A 20,412-nucleotide genomic window follows, 5' to 3' on the forward strand; every position below is an offset into this window, starting at 1 on the left:
CCTTCTGCTCCGGAGGCAGACGCTCTATCCCCTGAGCTACGGGGGCGGGTACTGGGTTACCGCGCCAATGGGCGTGCACAGATTAGCGTATCGACGCCCGTATTTATCGATTCGGGCCCTGACCACCCCAGACCATAGGATGGACCCTCGTGACCCCCGCCGACCTGGCAGAGCTGCTCAAGACCGTCGCCGCCGCGGTGCTGGCCGAGCACGTCCTGGACGCGTCGGCTCTGCCCGCGACGGTCACCGTCGAGCGCCCACGCAATCCGGAGCACGGCGACTACGCCACCAACCTCGCGCTTCAGCTGGGCAAGAAGGTCGGCGCCAATCCCCGTGAGCTGGCCGGATGGCTCGCGACTGCGCTGGCTGCGGCCGACGGCATCGCCTCGGCCGAGGTGGCCGGGCCCGGCTTCGTCAACCTTCGGCTGGACGCCAGCGCTCAGGGCGTCATCGTCGACAACGTCATCGACGCGGGCAAGGAGTACGGCCACTCCGACGCGCTCAGCGGCCGGCACATCAACCTCGAATTCGTCTCCGCCAATCCGACCGGCCCGATCCACATCGGCGGCACCCGCTGGGCGGCCGTCGGCGACGCGCTCGGACGGCTGCTCTCGACACAGGGCGCCGAGGTGATTCGGGAGTACTACTTCAACGACCACGGCGCGCAGATCGACCGGTTCACCAACTCGTTGATCGCCGCCGCCAAGGGCGAGCCGACGCCCGACGACGGCTATGCGGGCGACTACATCGGAGACATCGCCGCCCAGGTGCTGGCCAAGGAGCCCGACGTGCTGAGTCTGCCCGACGATCAGATGCGCGAGACGTTCCGCTCGATCGGCGTCGACCTGATGTTCACCCACATCAAATCATCGCTGCACGACTTCGGCACCGACTTCGACGTCTACACGCACGAAGACTCGATGCACACCAGCGGACGAGTCGACAAGGCCATCGCCCGGCTTCGTGACGTAGGCAAAATCTACGAGAAGGATGGCGCCGTCTGGTTGCGCACCACCGACTTCGGCGACGACAAAGACCGTGTCGTCATCAAGAGCGATGGTGCGCCCGCCTACGTCGCCGCAGACATCGCCTACTACCTCGACAAGCGCGAACGCGGTGCCGACCTGTGCATCTACATGCTCGGTGCCGACCACCACGGCTACATCGCCCGGCTCAAGGCCATCGCCTCCTCTCTGGGTGAGGATCCCGCCACCGTCGAGGTACTGATCGGGCAGATGGTCAACCTGGTCCGCGACGGCCAACCCATCCGGATGAGCAAGCGCGCAGGCACCGTCATCACGCTGGACGACCTCGTCGAGGCCATCGGTGTCGACGCCGCCCGCTACTCGCTGATCCGCTCGTCGGTGGACTCGCCCATCGACATCGATCTGGCGTTGTGGTCATCGGCGTCCAACGAAAACCCGGTCTACTACGTGCAATACGCGCACGCCCGGCTTTCCGCCCTGGCCCGCAATGCCGCCGAGCTCGGCCTCATCCCGGACACCTCGCATCTCGAGCTGCTCACGCACGAGAAGGAGGGCACGCTGATCCGCAACATCGGCGAGTTCCCGCGCGTGCTGAAAACCGCGGCCGAACTGCGGGAGCCGCACCGCGTATCGCGCTACCTGGAGGATCTGGCCGGCGACTACCACCGGTTCTACGACTCCTGCCGCGTGTTGCCTCAGGGCGACGAAGAGCCCAACGAGCTGCACACCGCACGCCTCGCGCTGTGCCAGGCCACTCGCCAGGTCATCGAGAACGGCCTCCGGATTCTCGGCGTCACCGCGCCGGAGCGAATGTGAACGTCCATCCCGCCGGACCGCGGCACGCCGAGGAGATTCACCACGGGGGTGCCCCTCCCCGGCCGCAGTCGTCCGACCAGCTGCTGGTACTCGCACCGAATGTGTGGCCCCGCAATACCGTTCGCGGCGACGACGGTGTGGTGTCGATCGCCGGCGTGAAGGTCACCGACATCGCTGACGAGTTCGGCACGCCGGCCTTCATCGTCGACGAGGACGACTTCCGGTCGCGCTGCCGTGAGATCGCCGAGGCCTTCGGCGGCGGTGAGAACGTGCGCTATGCGGCCAAGGCGTTCCTGTGCACCGAGATCGCCCGTTGGGTCAACGAAGAAGGCCTGTCGCTGGACGTAGCCAGCGGCGGCGAATTGGCCGTCGCATTGCACGCCGACTTCCCCGCGGAGCGAATCGCCATGCACGGCAACAACAAATCCGTCGACGAACTCTGCTCCGCGGTCAAGGCCGGCGTGGGCCACATCGTGTTGGATTCGATGACCGAGATCGAGCGCCTCGACGAGATCTCAGGCGCGGCGGGCGTTGTGCAGGACGTGCTGGTGCGGGTGACGGTCGGCGTCGAGGCGCACACCCATGAGTTCATCTCCACCGCGCACGAGGACCAGAAGTTCGGGCTGTCGCTGGCCGGCGGCGCCGCGATGGCCGCAGTGCGGCGAGTGTTCGAGGCCGACCACCTCCGGCTCGTCGGACTGCACAGCCACATCGGTTCCCAGATCTTCGACGTCGCGGGCTTCGAGATCGCCGCCCATCGGGTGATCGGCCTGCTGCGTGACGTCGTCGCCGAATTCGGTGTCGACAAAACGGCACAGATCTCGACTGTCGACCTCGGTGGGGGACTGGGCATTTCGTATCTGCCACAGGACGATCCGCCTCCAGTTGAGGACCTCGCCGCCAAGCTCAGTGCCATCGTGGCGAACGAGTCGGCCGCCGTCGGCCTGCCCACCCCGCGCCTGGTGGTCGAGCCGGGCCGCGCCATCGCCGGCCCTGGCACCATCACCCTGTACCGGGTGGGCACCGTCAAAGACGTTGCCGTCAGCCCCACTGCAAATCGCCGCTACGTCAGTGTCGACGGCGGCATGAGCGACAACATCAGGACATCGCTTTACGGCGCCGAATACGACGTGCGGCTGATCTCCCGGGCCGGCGAGGGCGGCCCGACGCTGGGCCGCATCGTCGGAAAGCATTGCGAAAGCGGAGATATCGTGGTGCGCGACGCGTGGGTTTCCGACGACGTGCAGCCCGGTGACCTGCTGGGCGTGGCGGCAACAGGCGCGTACTGCTATTCCATGTCGAGTCGTTACAACCTGATCGGCCGCCCCGCAGTGGTGGCCGTGCGCGACGGGCGGGCCCGCCTGATCCTGCGCCGGGAGACGGTCGACGATCTGCTCAGTCTGGAAGTGAGGTAGGCAATGAGTAACCAAAAGCCGGTCGGTGTAGCGGTATTGGGCCTTGGCAACGTGGGCAGCCAGGTGGTCCGCATCATCGAGGAGAGTGCCGGGGATCTGGCCGCACGCATCGGTGCGCCACTGGTGCTGCGCGGCGTCGGCGTGCGCAGGGTCGCCGACGACCGTGGCGTGCCCGTGGACATGCTGACCAGCGACATCGACGAGTTGGTCTCCCGCGACGACGTCGACATCGTCGTCGAGGTGATGGGCCCTGTCGAAACCGCTCGCAAGGCGATCTTGTCCGCGCTGGAGAAGGGCAAGTCGGTCGTCACCGCCAACAAGGCGCTGATGGCGCAGTCCACCGGTGAGTTGGCCCAGGCCGCCGAGCACGCCCACGTCGACCTGTACTTCGAGGCCGCGGTCGCCGGTGCCATCCCGGTCATCCGTCCGCTCACCCAGTCCCTCGCCGGCGACACCGTGCTGCGGGTGGCAGGCATCGTGAACGGCACCACCAACTACATCCTTTCCGAGATGGACAGCACCGGCGCCGAGTATTCGGCCGCGCTCGCCGACGCGAGCGCCCTCGGTTATGCCGAAGCCGATCCCACCGCCGACGTCGAGGGATACGATGCGGCGGCGAAGGCTGCCATCTTGGCTTCCATCGCCTTCCACACCCGGGTGACCGCTGACGACGTCTACCGTGAGGGCATCACCAAGGTGACGCCCGCCGACTTCGAGACCGCGCGCGCCCTCGGATGCACCATCAAGCTCCTATCCATCTGCGAGCGACTCACCAACGACGAGGGGCAACAGCGGGTTTCGGCCCGTGTCTACCCGGCGTTGGTGCCGCTGACGCATCCCCTGGCATCCGTCAACGGAGCGTTTAATGCGGTCGTCGTGGAGGCGGAGGCGGCCGGCCGGCTGATGTTCTACGGACAGGGCGCCGGTGGAGCGCCGACGGCGTCGGCCGTGATGGGAGACCTCGTGATGGCCGCGCGCAACCGGGTGCAGGGCGGCCGTGGTCCCCGCGAGTCCAAGTACGCCAAGCTTCCCATCTCACCGATCGGGTTCATTCCCACCCGCTACTACGTGAGCATGAACGTCGCCGACCGTCCTGGCGTATTGGCCTCTGTCGCAGCTGAATTCGGCAAGCGAGAGGTGAGTATCGCCGAAGTCAGGCAGGAGGGCGTGGTCGACGAAGGCGGCCAACGCTGCGGTGCGCGGATCGTGGTTGTCACCCATGAAGCCACCGACGCGGCGCTGTCGGAGACCGTCGCGGCACTTACCGACCTCGACGTCGTGCAGGCAGTGACCAGCGTGCTTCGCCTCGAGGGAACGAGCGAATGAGTTCGACGCGCGCGGAGCCGGTGCACAAGCCGTGGCCGGGTCTGATCGCGGCCTACCGTGACCGGCTGCCGGTCGAGGACAGCTGGACGCCGATCACGCTGCTGGAAGGCGGTACGCCGCTCATCCACGCCACGCGGCTGTCCCAGCGCACCGGCTGCACAGTGCATTTGAAGGTCGAGGGACTCAACCCCACGGGCTCGTTCAAGGACCGCGGGATGACGGTGGCCGTCACCGAATCGGTGGCCCGTGGCCAGCAGGCCGTGCTGTGCGCATCCACCGGCAACACCTCGGCGTCGGCGGCGGCCTACGCCGCGCGTGCCGGCATCACCTGTGCGGTGCTGATCCCGCAGGGCAAGATCGCGATGGGCAAGCTTGCGCAGGCCGTGATGCACGGGGCCAAGATCTTGCAGATCGACGGCAACTTCGACGACTGCCTGGAGTTGGCGCGCAAGATCACCACCGACTATCCGACGGTCGCGCTGGTCAACTCGGTCAACCCGTACCGCATCGAGGGGCAGAAGACGGCGGCCTTCGAGATCGTCGACGTATTGGGCACCGCACCCGATGTGCACGCCCTGCCGGTCGGCAACGCGGGCAACATCACCGCGTACTGGAAGGGCTACACCGAGTACCACCGCGACGGGTTGTCCGACCGACTGCCGCGGATGCTGGGCACCCAGGCCGCCGGCGCGGCGCCGCTGGTTCTCGGTCAGCCGGTCAAGTCGCCCGAGACCATCGCAACCGCGATTCGGATCGGCGCGCCCGCATCCTGGACCTCGGCCGTCGAGGCCCAGCAGCAGTCGGGTGGCCGCTTCCTGGCTGCCACCGACGAGGAGATCCTGACCGCCTACCGCCTGGTCGCGGCAAGCGAAGGCGTGTTCGTCGAGCCGGCGTCGGCGGCCAGCATCGCCGGCCTGCTCAAGTCCATCGAGGACGGCTGGGTGGCCAAGGGGTCGACAGTGGTGTGCACGGTGACCGGCAACGGTCTGAAAGATCCCGACACGGCGCTCAAGGACATGCCCGCGGTCACACCGGTCCCCGTCGACGCCGGCGTCGTCGTCGCAGAGCTCGGACTGGTCTGACGGAGATCGTCGGTGACGCCAACCCTGCCAGCCGGACTGACAGCTACCAGTGTCGTTGCGGCATCGAGTGCCAATCTCGGACCGGGCTTCGACAGCATCGGACTCGCGCTGAGCCTGTACGACGAAATCGTCGTGGAGACAACCCAATCGGGCCTCACGGTCGACGTCGAGGGTGAGGGCGCCGGCCAGGTGCCGTTGGACTCGACGCACCTCGTCGTGCGAGCCATTCAACACGGCCTGCGTGCCGTCGGCTGCGCTGTTACGGGGCTGAGTGTCTACTGCCGCAACAACATTCCGCAGTCACGCGGACTCGGCTCATCGGCGGCCGCGGTGGTCGGCGGGCTGGCGGCCGTCAACGGTCTTGTCAGCCAAGCGGGTTCGCAACCGATGTCGCAAGCGGAGCTGATTCAGCGCGCATCGGAGTTCGAGGGTCATCCGGACAACGCCGCTGCCGCCGTTCTGGGCGGCGGCGTGGTGTCGTGGACTTCGACCGGCGCGACGGGCCCGCGCTACGCGGCCGCTTCGCTGCAGATACACCCCGACATCCACCTCTTCCCGGCGATACCCCAGCAGCGGTCGCGCACGGCCGAGACACGCGTGCTGCTGCCCAGGTCCGTCAGCCACGGCGATGCCCGGTTCAACGTGAGCCGCGCCGCCCTGCTGGTCGTGGCCCTCACCGAACGCCCCGACCTGCTGATGGAGGCCACCGAGGATGTCCTGCACCAGCCCTATCGGGCCATCGCGATGCGGGCATCGGCGGAATACCTGCAGGTGCTGCGGCGTTGTGGAATTGCAGCGGTGCTTTCGGGGGCTGGACCTGCGGTTATCGGGTTGAGCACTCAGCCAGACCTCCCCGCAGATGCCCTCGAGTTCGGCGCCGCGAATGGATTCACCGTCAGCGAGATGTCCGTCGGCGACGGCGTACGATGGAGTTCTGGCATTCCCGTTCGGAGTTAACAGCTGTCACACATGAATCAGCGTGTTTCTTGCTTCCAGCACCGAAGCGCGTTATTCTCGCTCTCGTCCAGCAATCGCATGGTTCTCACCTGCGCCGACACTAGGACAAACACCAATTCTTTCGTGGATGACGGTTCGCCATATCGCCGCGAATCCCGGCCATCGCCGTTGCAGATGCGACGGTGCAGCTTCGCAGTCGGCCATTCGGCTGAGTGCAACGAACCCTTGTGTGAAGTGATCACCAGGGGAAGGAAAGGAAATCCGTGACTGAAACGGACCTCGTCACGGCTGGGGGCAGCCCCGAACAGGCTGAGCTGCCGAACAGCGTGATCTCACAAGATTCATCTCCTGCGCCCGCTGACGCGCCGAGCCCGGCGCCGGCCGCAGACCCGGCGCCCAAGGCCGACGTGACAACAGACGCCTCCAAGGGGTCGTTGTCGGCCATGGTGCTGCCCGAACTGCGCGCCCTGGCCAACACCGTGGGTGTCAAGGGCGCCTCCGGCATGCGCAAGAGCGAACTCATCGCCGCGATTCGCGAGAGCCGCGGGGAGTCGGTCGACAACAAGACCAACAAGACCGAGTCTCCCAAGGCCGACGGCGCTGGTTCAGCGCCCGCCGAGAACGCGGCCGACACCACAACCAAGAACGGCGCGCCTTCCGACGCCGACGAGCCGCAGACCCAGCAGCGCCGGGAGCGGCGCGGCGCGGGCCGCGATGCCGGCTCTCCCGCTGAGAAGAACAAGCAGGACGGCGACCAGCAGACGAAGGACGGCGCCGACTCGGAGAAGTCGGAGAAGAACGCCGGCAAGAACAAGAACCAGAACCAGAACCAGCAGGACACCAAGCCGGACTCCAGGCAGGACGGCAGTGACCAGCAGGGTGGCCAGAACAACCAGAATCGCGGTGGCGGTGGCGGTGGCGGTGGCGGTGGCGGCGACGACGACGGCGACGGTGATGGTCGCCAGGGTCGTCGGGGCCGACGGTTCCGTGATCGCAGGCGCCGCGGCGACCGCCAAGGCGGTGACGGCGGCGGCGGTGGCGAGACCGAGCTGCGTGACGACGACGTCGTCCAGCCCGTCGCAGGAATTCTCGACGTGCTCGACAACTATGCGTTCGTCCGCACGTCGGGTTACCTCGCGGGGCCGAACGACGTCTATATGTCGATGAACATGGTGCGCAAGAACGGCCTCCGCCGCGGCGACGCCATCACCGGCGCTGTCCGGGTTCCCAAGGACGGCGAGCAGCCCAACCAACGACAGAAGTTCAACCCGCTGGTTCGGCTGGACACCGTCAATGGTGGGCCCGTCGAGGAGGCCAAGAACCGTCCGGACTTCACCAAGCTGACCCCGTTGTATCCCAACGAGCGGCTGCGCCTGGAGACCACCTCCGACCGGCTCACCACCCGTGTGATCGACCTGATCATGCCGATAGGCAAGGGTCAGCGTGCGCTGATCGTGTCGCCGCCCAAGGCGGGCAAGACCACGATCCTGCAGGACATCGCCAACGGCGTCACGGTCAACAACCCCGAATGTCACCTCATGGTCGTGCTCGTCGACGAGCGCCCCGAGGAGGTCACCGACATGCAGCGCTCGGTCAAGGGCGAGGTCATCGCCTCCACCTTCGACCGTCCGCCGTCCGACCACACCCAGGCCGCCGAACTGGCGATCGAGCGGGCCAAGCGCCTGGTCGAGCAGGGCAAGGACGTCATCGTCCTGCTCGACTCGATCACCCGCCTCGGCCGTGCGTACAACAACGCGTCGCCGGCGTCGGGCCGCATCCTGTCCGGTGGCGTCGACTCGACCGCGCTGTATCCGCCCAAGCGGTTCCTCGGTGCCGCCCGCAACATCGAGTTCGGTGGCTCGCTGACGATCATCGCCACGGCGATGGTGGAGACCGGCTCAACCGGTGACACGGTGATCTTCGAGGAGTTCAAGGGCACCGGCAACGCCGAGCTCAAGCTCGACCGCAAGATCTCCGAGCGCCGGGTCTTCCCGGCCGTCGACGTCAATCCCTCCGGCACCCGTAAGGACGAGCTGCTGCTCGCGCCAGACGAGTTCGGAATCGTGCACAAGCTGCGCCGCGTGCTGTCGGGTCTGGATTCCCACCAGGCAATCGATCTGCTGATGAGCCAGCTGCGCAAGACCAAGAACAACTACGAGTTCCTGATGCAGGTCTCCAAGACCGCGCCGGGGATGGGGGACGCCAACGACTGACCCCGGCCGGTGCAGGGTTTAGTCCGACTGAGCCGGGTCGGCTTTCAAGCCCGGCATCACGTAGCGCCGCACGTAGGCGCGCACCTGATCGGCGTCGCTCGGATCGAGGATGTCGCCGGGCACGGTGACCAGCGAGATGATCACGCGGGCCACCCAGTCCGACGCTTCGGCGATGTCGACGTCGGTATGGATCTCGCCGTTGTCTCGCGCGACGACCAGGTAGCGCTGCCAGAAGTCGGCCAAATCGGGCACCAGCCCCTGAACGCCGGCGCCGGCGCACGCGGCGAACTCTTCGGGTTCGGTCATCCGCAGCCGCATCAGCAGCGCGCCAGGGTCGTCGTAGGCGGTGCGACCGTGTACCACTCCCGCGGCGATTCGCCGGTCAAGACTTTCGAGGGGTTCCAGCATCGCGTGCGCCTCGGACCAGTACACCTCGTTGAGCCGGACGATCGCCGCACCGAGCAGCGATACCTTGTCCGGAAAGTGCCGGTACAGCCAGCCTCGCGACACCTGCGCCACCTCGGCGACCTCGGACACGGTGGTAGCGCGGATTCCCTTGGCGCGCAAACACACCTCGGCCGCGTCGATCAACCGATCGCGGACACTCTTGGCGGCCGTGCTGCTCGTCACCCGGTCCTCTCCTCGCAATCCGTCGCCCCAACAGGCGCGACCAGAGCATTCTGTCAACTGGCAGGCGGATACTACCGGCCTTGCCGGAGATGGTAGACAGATTCGTAAATCTGTTCACTTAGCGCGACGGGATTTGAGGCGGGCATGGCGGACACACTCCAGCAGTTGTTTCGTGAGCGGTCCGAGCAGGACACCGTCGCGGTGAAATACGGCGACCGCACGTGGACTTGGCGCGAGCACGTCGCCGAGGCACGCGCCCAAGCGGCCGCGCTCATCGATATCGCCGACCCCAACCGGCCGCTGCATGTCGGCGTCCTGCTGGCCAACGGGCCGGACATGTTGACCGCGATGGCGGCCGGCGCACTCGGCGGCTACGTCCTGTGCTGCATCAACAACACCCGCCGCGGCGAGGGCCTGGCCCGCGACATCGCCCTGGTGGACTGTCAGCTGTTGATCACCGACGCCGCACACCGCCATCTGCTGGACGGGCTCGACCTGCCCGGCGTGCGGGTGCTTGACACCTCCAGCGAGGAATGGACGGCCCTCACCGCCGGGCCGAAGGATCTGACGCCGCACCGCGAGGTCGGCCCGGACGACACCTTCGTGATGATCTTCACCTCGGGCACCAGCGGCGACCCGAAGGCCGTGCAGGTGCAGCACATGATGCCGATCTTCGCGGGAAGCTCTCTGGCGCAACGTTATTCGGTCGACGCGTCCGACGTCTGCTATGTGTCGATGCCGCTGTTCCACTCCAATTCCATCTACGCAGGCTGGGGCGTCGCGATGGTGACCGGCGCGTCGATCGTGCCCGCGGTGTTCACCGTCTCGCGATTCCTCGACGACGTCCGCCGCTACGGCGTCACCTTCATGAACTACGTCGGCAAGCCCCTCGCCTACATCCTCTCCACCCCCGAGCAGCCCGACGACCACGACAACACGTTGCGGGTCGCGTTCGGCAACGAGGCCAGCGACCGGGACATCGCGGAGTTCGCCCGTCGCTTCGACTGCACCGTCTGGGACGGGTTCGGATCGACCGAGAACGCCGTCATCATCACCCGTGAGGAGGGCTGCCCCCCGGGCTCGCTAGGCAAGGGATTTCCAGGCGTGGCGGTCTACGACCCGGAGACAATGCAGGAATGCGAGGTCGCGAAGTTCGACGACAGCGGTGCTCTGACCAACCGGGATGCGGCGGTGGGGGAGTTGGTGAACACCAGCGGCGGTGGGCTCTTCCGCGGCTACTACAAGGACGCAGGCGCCACCGATCACCGGCTACGGCACGGCATGTACTGGTCGGGGGATCTGGCCTACCGCGACGCCGACGGCTGGATCTACTTCGCGGGCCGCACGGCCGACTGGATGCGGGTGGACGGCGAAAACCTCGCGGCCGCACCGATCGAGCGCATCCTGATCCGGCTCGCCGAGGTCAGCCGCGTCGCGGTGTATCCGGTGCCCGACTCCGTGGGTGATCAGGTGATGGCCGCCCTCGTGCTGCGCGACGGAGCGACGATCACGCCGGAGGGCTTCGAGGCGGTCCTCGCCGCGCAGCCCGACCTGTCGCCGAAGGCCTGGCCCCGTTATGTGTGGATAGCCGACGACCTGCCGACGACGGCGACGAACAAAATCCTCAAGCGCGAGTTGGTCTCCCAGGGCACAACGCCGCCGGGCGGTCTGCTGTGGAAGCGCGACGGCTCCCGATTCTTGCTGCAGGAGCGCGCCGTCAGCGGTAGGGATCGGTGATCGTGCGCAGCGACACCAGTGCTGTGCGCAACTCGTCATAGGCTCTGGCGCCCAGATGGTCCCGCCATTCCGTTTCGACCTCTGCGATCGCGCCTGCCGCTGTCGCGCACAGCCGTTCGCCCCGGTCCGTGAGGACCACCAGGCGGGCACGCGCGTCGCCCGGATGGGGCCTGCGCTTGACGTAGCCGTTGGCCTCCAGCTCGTCGACGAGCGCGCCCGCGGTCTGCTTGGTCACTCCTGCCTGCTCGGCGAGGTCGGTGACGCGAATCCCTTCGCGGTTGAGCCGCTGGCCGATACGGCTCTGGGCGAGGGTGAGGTCGTCGAAACCGGCGCTGCGCAGCGCCTCAAACACCCGGGCCTCGGCGGCGCGATGCGCAACGAACATCAGCAGGGCGGAGGGCGGTTCGTTGCTCACCCCTCGAGTATAGGTTGATTTAGTACGGACTCCTGTCTATATTCGTCAGGATAACTGACTAATCGGGAGGCGGAATGGACGACTCGCAAGTCTGGGCTCACATCGACGAACAGCGCGCCGATCTCGCCGGCTTTCTCGACACCCTGGCACCCGAGCAGTGGGAGGCGCCGTCGCTGTGTCCAGGGTGGACCGTGCGCCATGTTGCGGCCCACATCACGCATTCGACGACGAACTGGGGAAAGCTCTCGCTGGAACTGCTGCGCTCGGGACTGCGATTCAATGCATTGACGCTGCGCATGGGCCGCAAAGACCAGCGGACAACAGAGGAGATCACCGCCGCGATGCGCGCGATGGTCGGCGGTCGCCGCAGGCCGCCCGGCACCGCTGTGGCGGACCCGCTGATGGACGTGCTGGTGCACGGCCAGGACATCGCGGTTCCGCTCGGCATTGAGCGGAAGATGCCCGTCCCGGCTGCGGTCATCGCCGCAGACCGGGTCTGGAAGATGGGCTTCCCTTTCCACGCCCGCAACCGATTCCCGAACGTGATGTTCACCGCGACCGACGCCGATTTCAGCGTGGGCAAGGGCGAACAGGTCCGCGGGCCCGTCCAGGACATCCTCATGACGCTGTCGGGTCGGCGGGTCGGTCTCCCCGTGGAATAGCGGGCCTCGTCGGCGCGTTTAGGATACTGGCGGTTGACCTGGCATAATGGACCGCTGACCTTCGGTTCCGGTTCACGCCCGATAGACCCAGTTAAGGCGACGGCGACCCGGCGGCCCACTATTGAAGAGGACACCATGAAATCGGGTATTCACCCTGACTACAACGAGACCACCGTGCACTGCGGCTGCGGAAACACCTTCACCACGCGCAGCACCAAGAAGAGCGGACAGATCCACGTCGAGGTCTGCTCGCAGTGCCACCCGTTCTATACCGGCAAGCAGAAGATTCTCGACAGCGGCGGCCGCGTCGCCCGCTTCGAGAAGCGCTACGGCAAGCGGAAGGCCGGCGCTGACAAGGCTGCCGACAACTAGCTGATCAACCGACGCCCGATCTGCCGCGCAAGCGCAGGCCGGGCGTCGGTTTGTGTTACGGGGAAGGAGACCGAGATGACGGACACCGCGCGTGCCGAATTCCCGGCTAAGCCGGGGGGAGGCATCGACGCCATCCTGTCCGAGCACGCCGACCTCGAGCGTCAACTCTCCGACCCCAATCTGCACTCCGATGCGGACAAGGCCCGCAAGGTGGGCAGGCGGTTCGCGCAGCTGGCGCCGATCGTGACGACCTACCGCAAGCTCGAGGCAGCCCGCGGCGACCTGGACGCCGCCCGCGAACTGGTAGCCGATGACGAGTCCTTCGCGGCCGAAGTCGACGAGCTCACCAAGACCGTCGACGAGCTCGACACCCACCTGATGGACCTGCTCGCCCCCCGCGATCCGCACGACGCGGACGACATCGTGCTTGAGGTGAAGTCCGGCGAGGGCGGCGAAGAGTCCGCGCTGTTCGCCGCCGACCTCGCCCGGATGTACATCCGCTACGCCGAGCGACACGGCTGGACCGTGACGATGCTCGGCGAGACGAGCTCCGATCTGGGTGGCTACAAGGACGCCACGCTGTCGATCCGGAGCAAGGGCGATTCGGCCGACGGCGTCTGGTCGCGGCTGAAGTTCGAAGGCGGCGTGCACCGCGTGCAACGCGTTCCGGTAACGGAGTCGCAGGGCCGCGTGCACACCTCGGCAGCGGGTGTTCTGGTTTATCCGGAGCCCGAAGAGGTCGAGGAAGTGCAGATCGACGAGTCGGATCTGCGCATCGACGTCTACCGGTCGTCGGGCAAGGGCGGCCAGGGCGTCAACACCACCGACTCGGCGGTTCGCATCACGCACCTGCCCACCGGAATCGTCGTCACCTGCCAGAACGAACGCAGCCAGCTGCAGAACAAAGCTCGCGCGATGCTGGTGCTCGCCGCCCGGCTTCAGCTGCTGGCCGAGGAGCAGGCGCAGGCCGACGCGTCGGCCGATCGCGCCAGCCAGATCCGCACCGTCGACCGCAGCGAACGGATCCGGACCTACAACTTCCCCGAGAACCGCATCGCCGATCACCGGATCAACTTCAAGGCGCACAACCTCGACCAGGTCCTCGAGGGTGACCTGGACGCGTTGTTCGACGCGCTGGCGGCCGCCGACAAGCAATCGCGGCTGCAGCAGGCATGAGCCCGCTCGGCAACCGCATGACGGCGACCGCGCGGCTGCGACGAGAGATCGAGCACGCGGCCGCCGCGCTCGCCGAGGCGGGTGTCGGATCGCCGCGGGCCGACGCCGAGGAACTGGCCGCCTACGCCGCAGGGACGAGCCGCGGACTGCTGTCGATGCTCGGCGACGTGGACGAGCAGTTCTGCGGTCGCTACGCCGATCTCGTCGCCGCCCGCGCCAGCCGAATCCCGTTGCAGCACATCGTCGGCTCCGCAGCGCTGGGTCCGGTGACCGTTTCGGTGGGGCCCGGCGTTTTCATCCCGCGGCCCGAGACGGAGGGCCTGCTGGAATGGGCCTCGGCGCAGCCCTTGCCGCCGCGACCGGTGCTGGTCGACCTGTGCACCGGCTCCGCCGCGCTGGCGCTGGCGCTGGCGAAGTTCTGGCCCGACGCGCGCATCATCGCCATCGACGACTCCGATGACGCGCTGGCCTATGCGCGCCGAAACGTCTCTGGCACGACGGTTGACCTCGTGCGGGCCGACGTCACCGACATCTCGCTGTTGCCGGAGCTGAATCGAAAGGTCGATCTCCTGGTCGCCAACCCGCCCTACATTCCCGACGGCGCCACTCTGGAACCCGAAGTGGCGCAGCATGATCCGTCACATGCTTTGTTTGGCGGGCCGGACGGGATGGTGGTCATCGACGCGATCGTCGAATTGGCGTGCCGCTGGCTGAAGCCCGGCGGCGGGTGTGCGGTCGAGCATGACGACACCACGTCGGCCGCCACCGTTGCAGCGTTCACCGCGGCCGGGGATTTCGTCGACGTGACCCCTCACCGCGACCTGGCAGGCCGCCCCCGCTTTGTCACCGCAACTCGTGAGAAGGTGGGCCCGTGAGCGAAGGCGACCGCGAGTGAGGATCGCAGCGAGGTACGAGCGAGGACCGGTGGGCCCACGCCCGCAGGGCAGGGGACGAGCTGGGGTCGAGGCAAATGGCTGAGTTGTTCGACTGCGCCGACGCCGACTCGCGCGCAACCGGAATCGCTTCGGCCGTCAGCGCAGTCAAGGGCGGCCGCCTCGTCGTGCTGCCCACCGACACCGTCTACGGCATCGGCGCCGACGCATTCGACAGCACCGCGGTGAATGCGCTGCTATCGGCCAAGGGCCGTGGTCGCGACATGCCCGTGCCGGTGCTCGTCGGCTCCTGGCACACCATCGAGGGTCTGGTGTACACGGTGCCCGACGCTGCGCGCGAGCTGATCCGTGCGTTCTGGCCCGGTGCGCTGAGCCTCGTTGTGCAGCAGGCGCCGTCCCTGCAATGGGACCTCGGCGATGCCGCCGGCACGGTGATGCTGAGGATGCCGCTGCACCCGGTCGCGATCGAGGTTCTGCGTGAAGTCGGCCCAATGGCGGTGTCCAGCGCGAACATCTCGGGCCGGCCCGCCTCGGTCACCGCTGAAGAGGCTCGCAATCAGCTCGGCGACCTCGTCGCGGTCTACCTCGACGCCGGACCGTCCGAACAGCAGGCGGCTTCCACGATCGTCGACCTCACCGGCGCAGATCCGCGCATCCTTCGGACCGGTCCGGTGACCGCCGAGGAGATCGCGAAAGTGCTTGCAGTCGAAGCCGAATCGCTGACGGCGACTACCTGAGACGCACCGGGAGCATGGAGACACGCACTCGGGACGGCACGCGGAATGCCGGCGATCGTCGCGGGCCGCTCTCGGACAGGTCGTTCACAGCAGAGGCTTCTCAACCTCGTCCAGTACGGTTCATTCAGTGGTGAGCGATGTGCACAATGTGGCCGGTGGGCTGCTTGCGCTCTCCGATCGAGGCGCGGGCGTGCCGCTGCGCGAGCTGGCTCTGGTCGGTCTCACCGCGGCGATCATCACCTATTTCGCGACGGGCTGGGTCCGCGTGCTGGCGACGCGCGTCGGCGCCGTGGCCTACCCCAGGGAACGCGACGTCCATCTGCAGCCGACGCCGCGGATGGGCGGGCTGGCGATGTACATCGGGGTGCTGGGCGCCGTGCTGCTCGCCTCCCAACTGCCCGCGCTGACCCGCGGCTTCGTCTACTCATCGGGTCTGCCCGCCACCGTCGTGGCCGGTGGGCTGATCATGGCCATCGGCCTGATCGACGACAAGTGGGGCCTGGACGCGCTGACCAAGTTCGCCGGGCAGATCACCGCGGCCAGCGTGCTCGTCACGATGGGCGTGGCGTGGAGCGTGCTGTACATCCCGATCGGCGGTGTCGGCACCATCGTGCTCGACCAGGTGTCGTCGATTCTGCTGACGCTGGCGCTGACGGTGGCGATCGTCAACGCCATGAACTTCGTCGACGGCCTCGACGGTCTGGCCGCGGGTCTTGGCCTGATCACCGCGTTGGCCATCACCATCTTCTCCATAGGGCTGCTTCGCGACCACGGCGGCGACGTGCTGTTCTACCCGCCCGCGGTGATTTCGGTGGTGCTGGCAGGCGCCTGTCTGGGTTTTCTGCCGCACAATTTCCATCGCGCGCGCATCTTCATGGGGGACTCGGGTTCGATGCTGATCGGGCTGATGCTCGGGGCGGCCTCCACCACGGCCGCCGGGCCGATCTCGCAGAGCGCTTACGGCGCCCGCGACGTTTTCGCGCTGCTGTCACCGTTCCTGTTGGTGGTTGCCGTGATGTTCGTGCCCGCCCTGGACATGTTGCTGGCCATCGTCCGGCGCACCCGAGCCGGACGCAGTCCGTTCAGCCCCGACAAGATGCACCTGCATCACCGGCTGCTGCAGATCGGCCATTCGCACCGACGGGTGGTGCTGCTCATCTACCTGTGGGTGGGAATCGTCGCGCTGGGCGCCGCGAGCACGATCTTCTTCGACCCCCGCTACACCGGCGGAGTGATGCTGGCGGCGATTCTGGTGGCCATCGTCGTCACGCTCATTCCGCTCCTCAGACGCCGGGAAGAGTCCTACGACAGCATGTACGACGAAAAGTAGTAGGACCCCGTTTCTGGCTGCTTCCTGTGTGGTACGGTGCTGGTAGAACCCGAAAAACCTCGCGGGTTGCCGGCCCCCGAGCCGCCCGGCTCACCACCGACCGGCACGGATAAACGACCGACAAAGGGAGCTACCCCTTGGGTGATTCCAGCGCGTCCTGCGCACTCCGATACGCTCGGGGCGCCACGCACAGAATCATTGGGTTAGCCCTCGTGACCGCGGGATTGAGGTGACGCCGTGACGACGCCAGCGCAGGATGCGCCGTTGGTGTTTCCGTCAGTGGCTTTCCGGCCGTTGCGGTTGTTTGCCGTGTGCGTGGTTTTCGCCGGCCTGGTGACAGTGGCGGCCGCCCTGCTTGACCATCCGATGGTCGGGGTTTTCTTCGGAGTAGGCCTCGCGCTCGGTTTGCTCAACGCGATCCTCGTGCAGCGATCGGTCGAGGCGATCACAGCCAAGGACCATCCGCTCAAGAGCAAAATGGCAATCAACTCCGCCACCCGGCTGTTGGTGATGACGGTGATCGGCTTGACGATCGCATTCATCTTCCGGCCGCAGGGTCTCGGCGTCGTGTTTGGCATGGCGCTGTTCCAGGTATTGCTAGTGCTTTCCACGGCGCTGCCCGTCTTGAAGAAGCTGCGGGCGGGCGACGCGGACGCGAGGAGCATCGGCGTCGGTAGTGATGGACTCGAAGGGGAGGCAGGAGAGAAATGACCGAGACGATCCTCGCCGCCGGCTCCGGGATCGAAGTCGGCCACCACACGCAGGCGCACTGGTTCGGGCTGACCGTCAACACCGACACGGTGCTGTCCACCGCGATTGCCGCGGCGATTGTGCTGGCGCTGGCATTCTTCCTGCGCGCCAAGGTGACGTCGACCGGTGTGCCCAGCGGCGTGCAGCTGTTCTGGGAAGCGATCACAGTTCAGCTGCGCAACCAGATCGAGTCGGCGATCGGCATGAAGATCGCCCCGTTCGTGCTGCCGCTGGCCGTCACGCTGTTCGTGTTCATTCTGGTGTCGAACTGGCTGTCGATCCTGCCCGTGCAGTACACCGATTCCAACGGCGGGATACACGAACTGCTCAAGCCGCCGGCCTCGGACATCAACTTCGTGCTGGCGCTCGCACTGTTCGTGTTCATCTGCTACCACGCGGCGGGCATTTGGCGCCGCGGCATCATCGGCCACCCGGTGAAGCTACTGAAGGGCCACGTCGCCGTTCTGGCGCCGATCAACCTCGTCGAGGAGCTCGCCAAGCCGATCTCGCTGTCACTCCGACTTTTCGGCAACATCTTCGCGGGCGGCATCCTGGTCGCGCTGATCGCCATGTTCCCGCCGTGGATCATGTGGGCGCCCAACGCGATCTGGAAGAGCTTCGACTTGTTCGTCGGCGCCATCCAGGCGTTCATCTTCGCCCTGCTGACGATCTTGTACTTCAGCCAGTCGATGGAACTCGACGAACAACATGACTGATACCGACCATGCTCGACCCACGTCCTGGTAGGACACCTGCCAGTTATCAAGGAGGATAAAGATGAATCCCACAATCGCTGCCGGCGCGCTCATCGGCGGTGGACTGATCATGGCCGGCGGTGCCATCGGCGCCGGTATCGGTGACGGCATCGCGGGTAACGCGTTGATCGCCGGCATCGCCCGGCAGCCCGAGGCCCAGGGACGCTTGTTCACTCCGTTCTTCATCACGGTCGGTCTGGTCGAGGCCGCCTACTTCATCAACCTGGCATTCATGGCGCTGTTCGTGTTCGCCACTCCGGTCAAGTAGGTAGTCCACGGTCATGAATGACCTCAGCTCGACGATCCTGGCGGCGGAAGAAGGCGGCGGTCAGAGCAACTTTCTGATCCCCAACGGCACGTTCTTCTTCGTGCTGATCATCTTCTTGATCCTGCTCGGTGTGATCGCCAAGTGGGTTGTGCCGCCTATCTCCAAGGTTTTGCGCGAACGCGAAGCCATGGTGCAAAAGACGGCTGAGGACAACCGTCGCGCAGCGCAACTGCGGGCGGCTGCTGACGCCGACTACCTGAAGGTGATGGCCACGGCCCGCCGCGAGGCGACGCACGTCCGTGAGGAGGCCCGTGCCGAGGGCCGCAAGATCGTCGAGGACGCGCGCGCCCGTGCCAACGCCGAGGTCTCGAAGGTGCTTGCGCAGGCCACCGAGGAGCTCACGGAGCAGTCGCTGGCGGTGACGGCCGACCTCCAGACGTCTGTTGAGACTCTGGCGGCGCAGTTTGCCAGTCGCGTCCTCGGGGTCCAGGTGACCACTCGTACGGTTCCGGTTACTACAGGACAGGGGCGTTAGCTGTCGTGTCGACCTTCATCGGACAGCTCATTGGTTTCGCGGTAATCGTCTTCCTCTTATGGAAATACGTTGTACCGCCGGTTCGCACCATGATGAAGAACCAGCAGGAGACCGTCCGCGCACAGCTGCAAGAACACTCCGAGGCCGAGAAAAAGGTCGCCGACGCCGACAAGGAGCACGCCAAGGCGCTCGAGCAGGCCAAGGCTGAGGCTTCGAAGGTGATCGAGGAGGCGCGTCACGACGCCGAGAAGATCGCCGAACAGCTGCGGGCCCAAGCCGACGCCGAGCTGGAGCGCATCAAAACGCAAGGGGCACAACAAGTTCAGCTGCTTCGTCAGCAGCTCATCCGCGAACTTCGGCAGACTCTCGGCGCCGAGTCCGTGCATCGTGCACGAGATATGGTGCGCGACTTCGTCTCCGATCCAGCAGAGCAGTCCGCGACGGTTGGCCGCTTCCTCGACGAGTTGGATGAGATGGCGCCGTCGAGCACGGTGTTCTCCGACGCCGCCACAGCGAAGCTGCGCGCCGCCAGCCGCCAGTCGGTGGCCACAGTCGTCGAACAGTTCGACGAGGCCGTGGCCGGGCTCGACGGCGCCGGACTGACCAAGTTGTCCGACGATCTGGCATCGACGGTCAAGTTACTGCGCCGCGAGCCGGTTTTGGCCAGGCATCTGGCCGACCCCTCCGCGGATTCCGCTTCCAGGGTGCACCTCGTTGAGCGACTGCTGTCCGGCAAGGTTTCCGAATCCGCACTCGACATACTCAAAAATGCCGTTTCGCAGCGCTGGTCGTCCGCCTCGGACTTGACGCGCGGAGTCCAACACCTCGCCAGGCTCGCCCTGCTGGTGCGCGCCGAAGCCGACGGGCAGATCGAAGACGTGGAGGACGAGCTGTTCAGGTTCAGTCGCATCCTCGACACCGAGCCGCGGCTGATCACCCTGCTCAGCGACTACACCTCCCCCGTGGACGGCCGAATCAGCCTGTTGAACAACGTGCTTCACCGCAGGGCGAGCAAGAACACCGCGGACCTGCTTCGCCAGACGGTCGAACTGCTGCACGGCGAGCGTGCTGATGACGCCGTCCGCGAGTTGGCGAATCTCGCGGTGTCCCGACGTGGCGAGGTCGTCGCACACGTGCGCGCCGCAAGCGAGCTCAGCGACGCTCAACGAAACCGACTGACCGAGTTGCTCACCCGCATCTACGGTCATCCGGTGTCGCTTCAGCTCGACATCGACCCGGCACTGCTAGGCGGCCTCACGATCGAGGTGGGCGACGAGGTGATCGACGGCTCGCTGTCGTCCAAGCTGGCGTCGGCCGAGAACCACTTGCCCGAATGACCCCGACAACATCAGACCCA

Annotated in this window: 20 protein-coding genes; 18 read left to right on the forward strand and 2 right to left on the reverse strand. The window is 66.5% G+C overall.

The window, feature by feature from the left end; genetic code table 11:
* The first annotated feature begins 149 nt into the window (after positions 1-149).
* The 6 genes from argS (at position 150) to rho (ending at position 8,795) form a co-directional block, all read left to right on the forward strand.
* Positions 150-1,802: an arginine--tRNA ligase gene (gene argS / locus QOC76_RS05420; protein WP_526354973.1), complete on the forward strand. Its 1,653-nt coding sequence runs from the start codon at positions 150-152 to the stop codon at positions 1,800-1,802.
* 35 nt (positions 1,803-1,837) lie between these two features.
* Entirely contained in the window at positions 1,838-3,217 is a 1,380-nt protein-coding gene (lysA, locus tag QOC76_RS05425) for a diaminopimelate decarboxylase (protein WP_526355007.1), read from the forward strand.
* 3 nt (positions 3,218-3,220) lie between these two features.
* Positions 3,221-4,543 carry a homoserine dehydrogenase gene (locus QOC76_RS05430; RefSeq protein ID WP_526354974.1) on the forward strand — a complete coding sequence of 441 codons (1,323 nt, stop codon included), beginning with the start codon at positions 3,221-3,223 and terminating at the stop codon, positions 4,541-4,543.
* A complete protein-coding gene (thrC, locus tag QOC76_RS05435; protein ID WP_526354976.1) occupies positions 4,540-5,625 on the forward strand; it encodes a threonine synthase in 1,086 nt (361 codons plus the stop codon). Before QOC76_RS05430 ends, thrC begins: the two co-directional genes overlap by 4 nt.
* Positions 5,626-5,637: 12 nt before the next feature.
* Positions 5,638-6,582, forward strand: coding sequence for a homoserine kinase (thrB, locus tag QOC76_RS05440; RefSeq protein ID WP_526354978.1), 945 nt, complete (start codon positions 5,638-5,640; stop codon positions 6,580-6,582).
* A 263-nt stretch (positions 6,583-6,845) separates the two neighbouring features.
* Positions 6,846-8,795 (forward strand): transcription termination factor Rho, encoded by a 1,950-nt coding sequence (gene rho / locus QOC76_RS05445; protein WP_526354980.1) that lies wholly within the window; start codon positions 6,846-6,848, stop codon positions 8,793-8,795.
* Positions 8,796-8,813: 18 nt separating this feature from the next.
* Here the strand turns inward: rho and QOC76_RS05450 are convergent, their stop codons facing one another.
* Complete coding sequence (locus QOC76_RS05450; RefSeq protein ID WP_526354982.1) at positions 8,814-9,425, reverse strand: TetR/AcrR family transcriptional regulator; 612 nt, start codon at positions 9,423-9,425, stop codon at positions 8,814-8,816.
* Between the two features lie 144 nt (positions 9,426-9,569).
* Between QOC76_RS05450 and fadD1 the strand changes: the two genes are divergently transcribed.
* Complete coding sequence (gene fadD1, locus QOC76_RS05455; protein ID WP_526354984.1) at positions 9,570-11,162, forward strand: fatty-acid--CoA ligase FadD1; 1,593 nt, start codon at positions 9,570-9,572, stop codon at positions 11,160-11,162.
* Here the strand turns inward: fadD1 and QOC76_RS05460 are convergent.
* A complete protein-coding gene (locus QOC76_RS05460; RefSeq protein WP_526354986.1) occupies positions 11,143-11,577 on the reverse strand; it encodes a MarR family winged helix-turn-helix transcriptional regulator in 435 nt (144 codons plus the stop codon). The two genes, fadD1 and QOC76_RS05460, sit on opposite strands and share 20 nt — an antisense overlap.
* 74 nt (positions 11,578-11,651) lie before the next feature.
* Here QOC76_RS05460 and QOC76_RS05465 point away from each other — a divergent pair, with 74 nt between their 5' ends.
* The 11 genes from QOC76_RS05465 (at position 11,652) to QOC76_RS05515 (ending at position 20,392) form a co-directional block, all read left to right on the forward strand.
* A complete protein-coding gene (locus QOC76_RS05465) occupies positions 11,652-12,239 on the forward strand; it encodes a maleylpyruvate isomerase family mycothiol-dependent enzyme (protein WP_526354988.1) in 588 nt (195 codons plus the stop codon).
* Between the two features lie 135 nt (positions 12,240-12,374).
* A complete protein-coding gene (rpmE, locus tag QOC76_RS05470) occupies positions 12,375-12,611 on the forward strand; it encodes a 50S ribosomal protein L31 (RefSeq protein WP_526354990.1) in 237 nt (78 codons plus the stop codon).
* Between the two features lie 75 nt (positions 12,612-12,686).
* A complete protein-coding gene (prfA, locus tag QOC76_RS05475) occupies positions 12,687-13,787 on the forward strand; it encodes a peptide chain release factor 1 (RefSeq protein ID WP_526354992.1) in 1,101 nt (366 codons plus the stop codon).
* Positions 13,784-14,662, forward strand: a complete 879-nt coding sequence (gene prmC, locus QOC76_RS05480) for a peptide chain release factor N(5)-glutamine methyltransferase (protein ID WP_526354994.1) — start codon at positions 13,784-13,786, stop codon at positions 14,660-14,662. Before prfA ends, prmC begins: the two co-directional genes overlap by 4 nt.
* A gap of 95 nt (positions 14,663-14,757) precedes the next feature.
* Positions 14,758-15,417 (forward strand): L-threonylcarbamoyladenylate synthase, encoded by a 660-nt coding sequence (locus QOC76_RS05485; RefSeq protein WP_526354996.1) that lies wholly within the window; start codon positions 14,758-14,760, stop codon positions 15,415-15,417.
* Between the two features lie 127 nt (positions 15,418-15,544).
* Complete coding sequence (locus QOC76_RS05490; RefSeq protein ID WP_526354998.1) at positions 15,545-16,747, forward strand: glycosyltransferase family 4 protein; 1,203 nt, start codon at positions 15,545-15,547, stop codon at positions 16,745-16,747.
* A 237-nt stretch (positions 16,748-16,984) separates the two neighbouring features.
* Positions 16,985-17,458 (forward strand): ATP synthase subunit I, encoded by a 474-nt coding sequence (locus QOC76_RS05495; protein WP_526266420.1) that lies wholly within the window; start codon positions 16,985-16,987, stop codon positions 17,456-17,458.
* Complete coding sequence (gene atpB, locus QOC76_RS05500; RefSeq protein WP_526266422.1) at positions 17,455-18,213, forward strand: F0F1 ATP synthase subunit A; 759 nt, start codon at positions 17,455-17,457, stop codon at positions 18,211-18,213. The genes QOC76_RS05495 and atpB overlap by 4 nt, the downstream gene beginning before the upstream one ends.
* 61 nt (positions 18,214-18,274) lie before the next feature.
* Positions 18,275-18,520: a F0F1 ATP synthase subunit C gene (locus tag QOC76_RS05505; RefSeq protein ID WP_015308519.1), complete on the forward strand. Its 246-nt coding sequence runs from the start codon at positions 18,275-18,277 to the stop codon at positions 18,518-18,520.
* Between the two features lie 13 nt (positions 18,521-18,533).
* On the forward strand, positions 18,534-19,055 hold the full coding sequence (locus QOC76_RS05510) for a F0F1 ATP synthase subunit B (RefSeq protein WP_526266424.1): 522 nt from the start codon (positions 18,534-18,536) through the stop codon (positions 19,053-19,055).
* A 5-nt stretch (positions 19,056-19,060) separates the two neighbouring features.
* Entirely contained in the window at positions 19,061-20,392 is a 1,332-nt protein-coding gene (locus tag QOC76_RS05515; RefSeq protein WP_526266426.1) for a F0F1 ATP synthase subunit B/delta, read from the forward strand.
* Positions 20,393-20,412: the final 20 nt, after the last annotated feature.

This window comes from Mycobacterium sp. (genome assembly GCF_032159565.1).
GTDB lineage: Bacteria > Actinomycetota > Actinomycetes > Mycobacteriales > Mycobacteriaceae > Mycobacterium.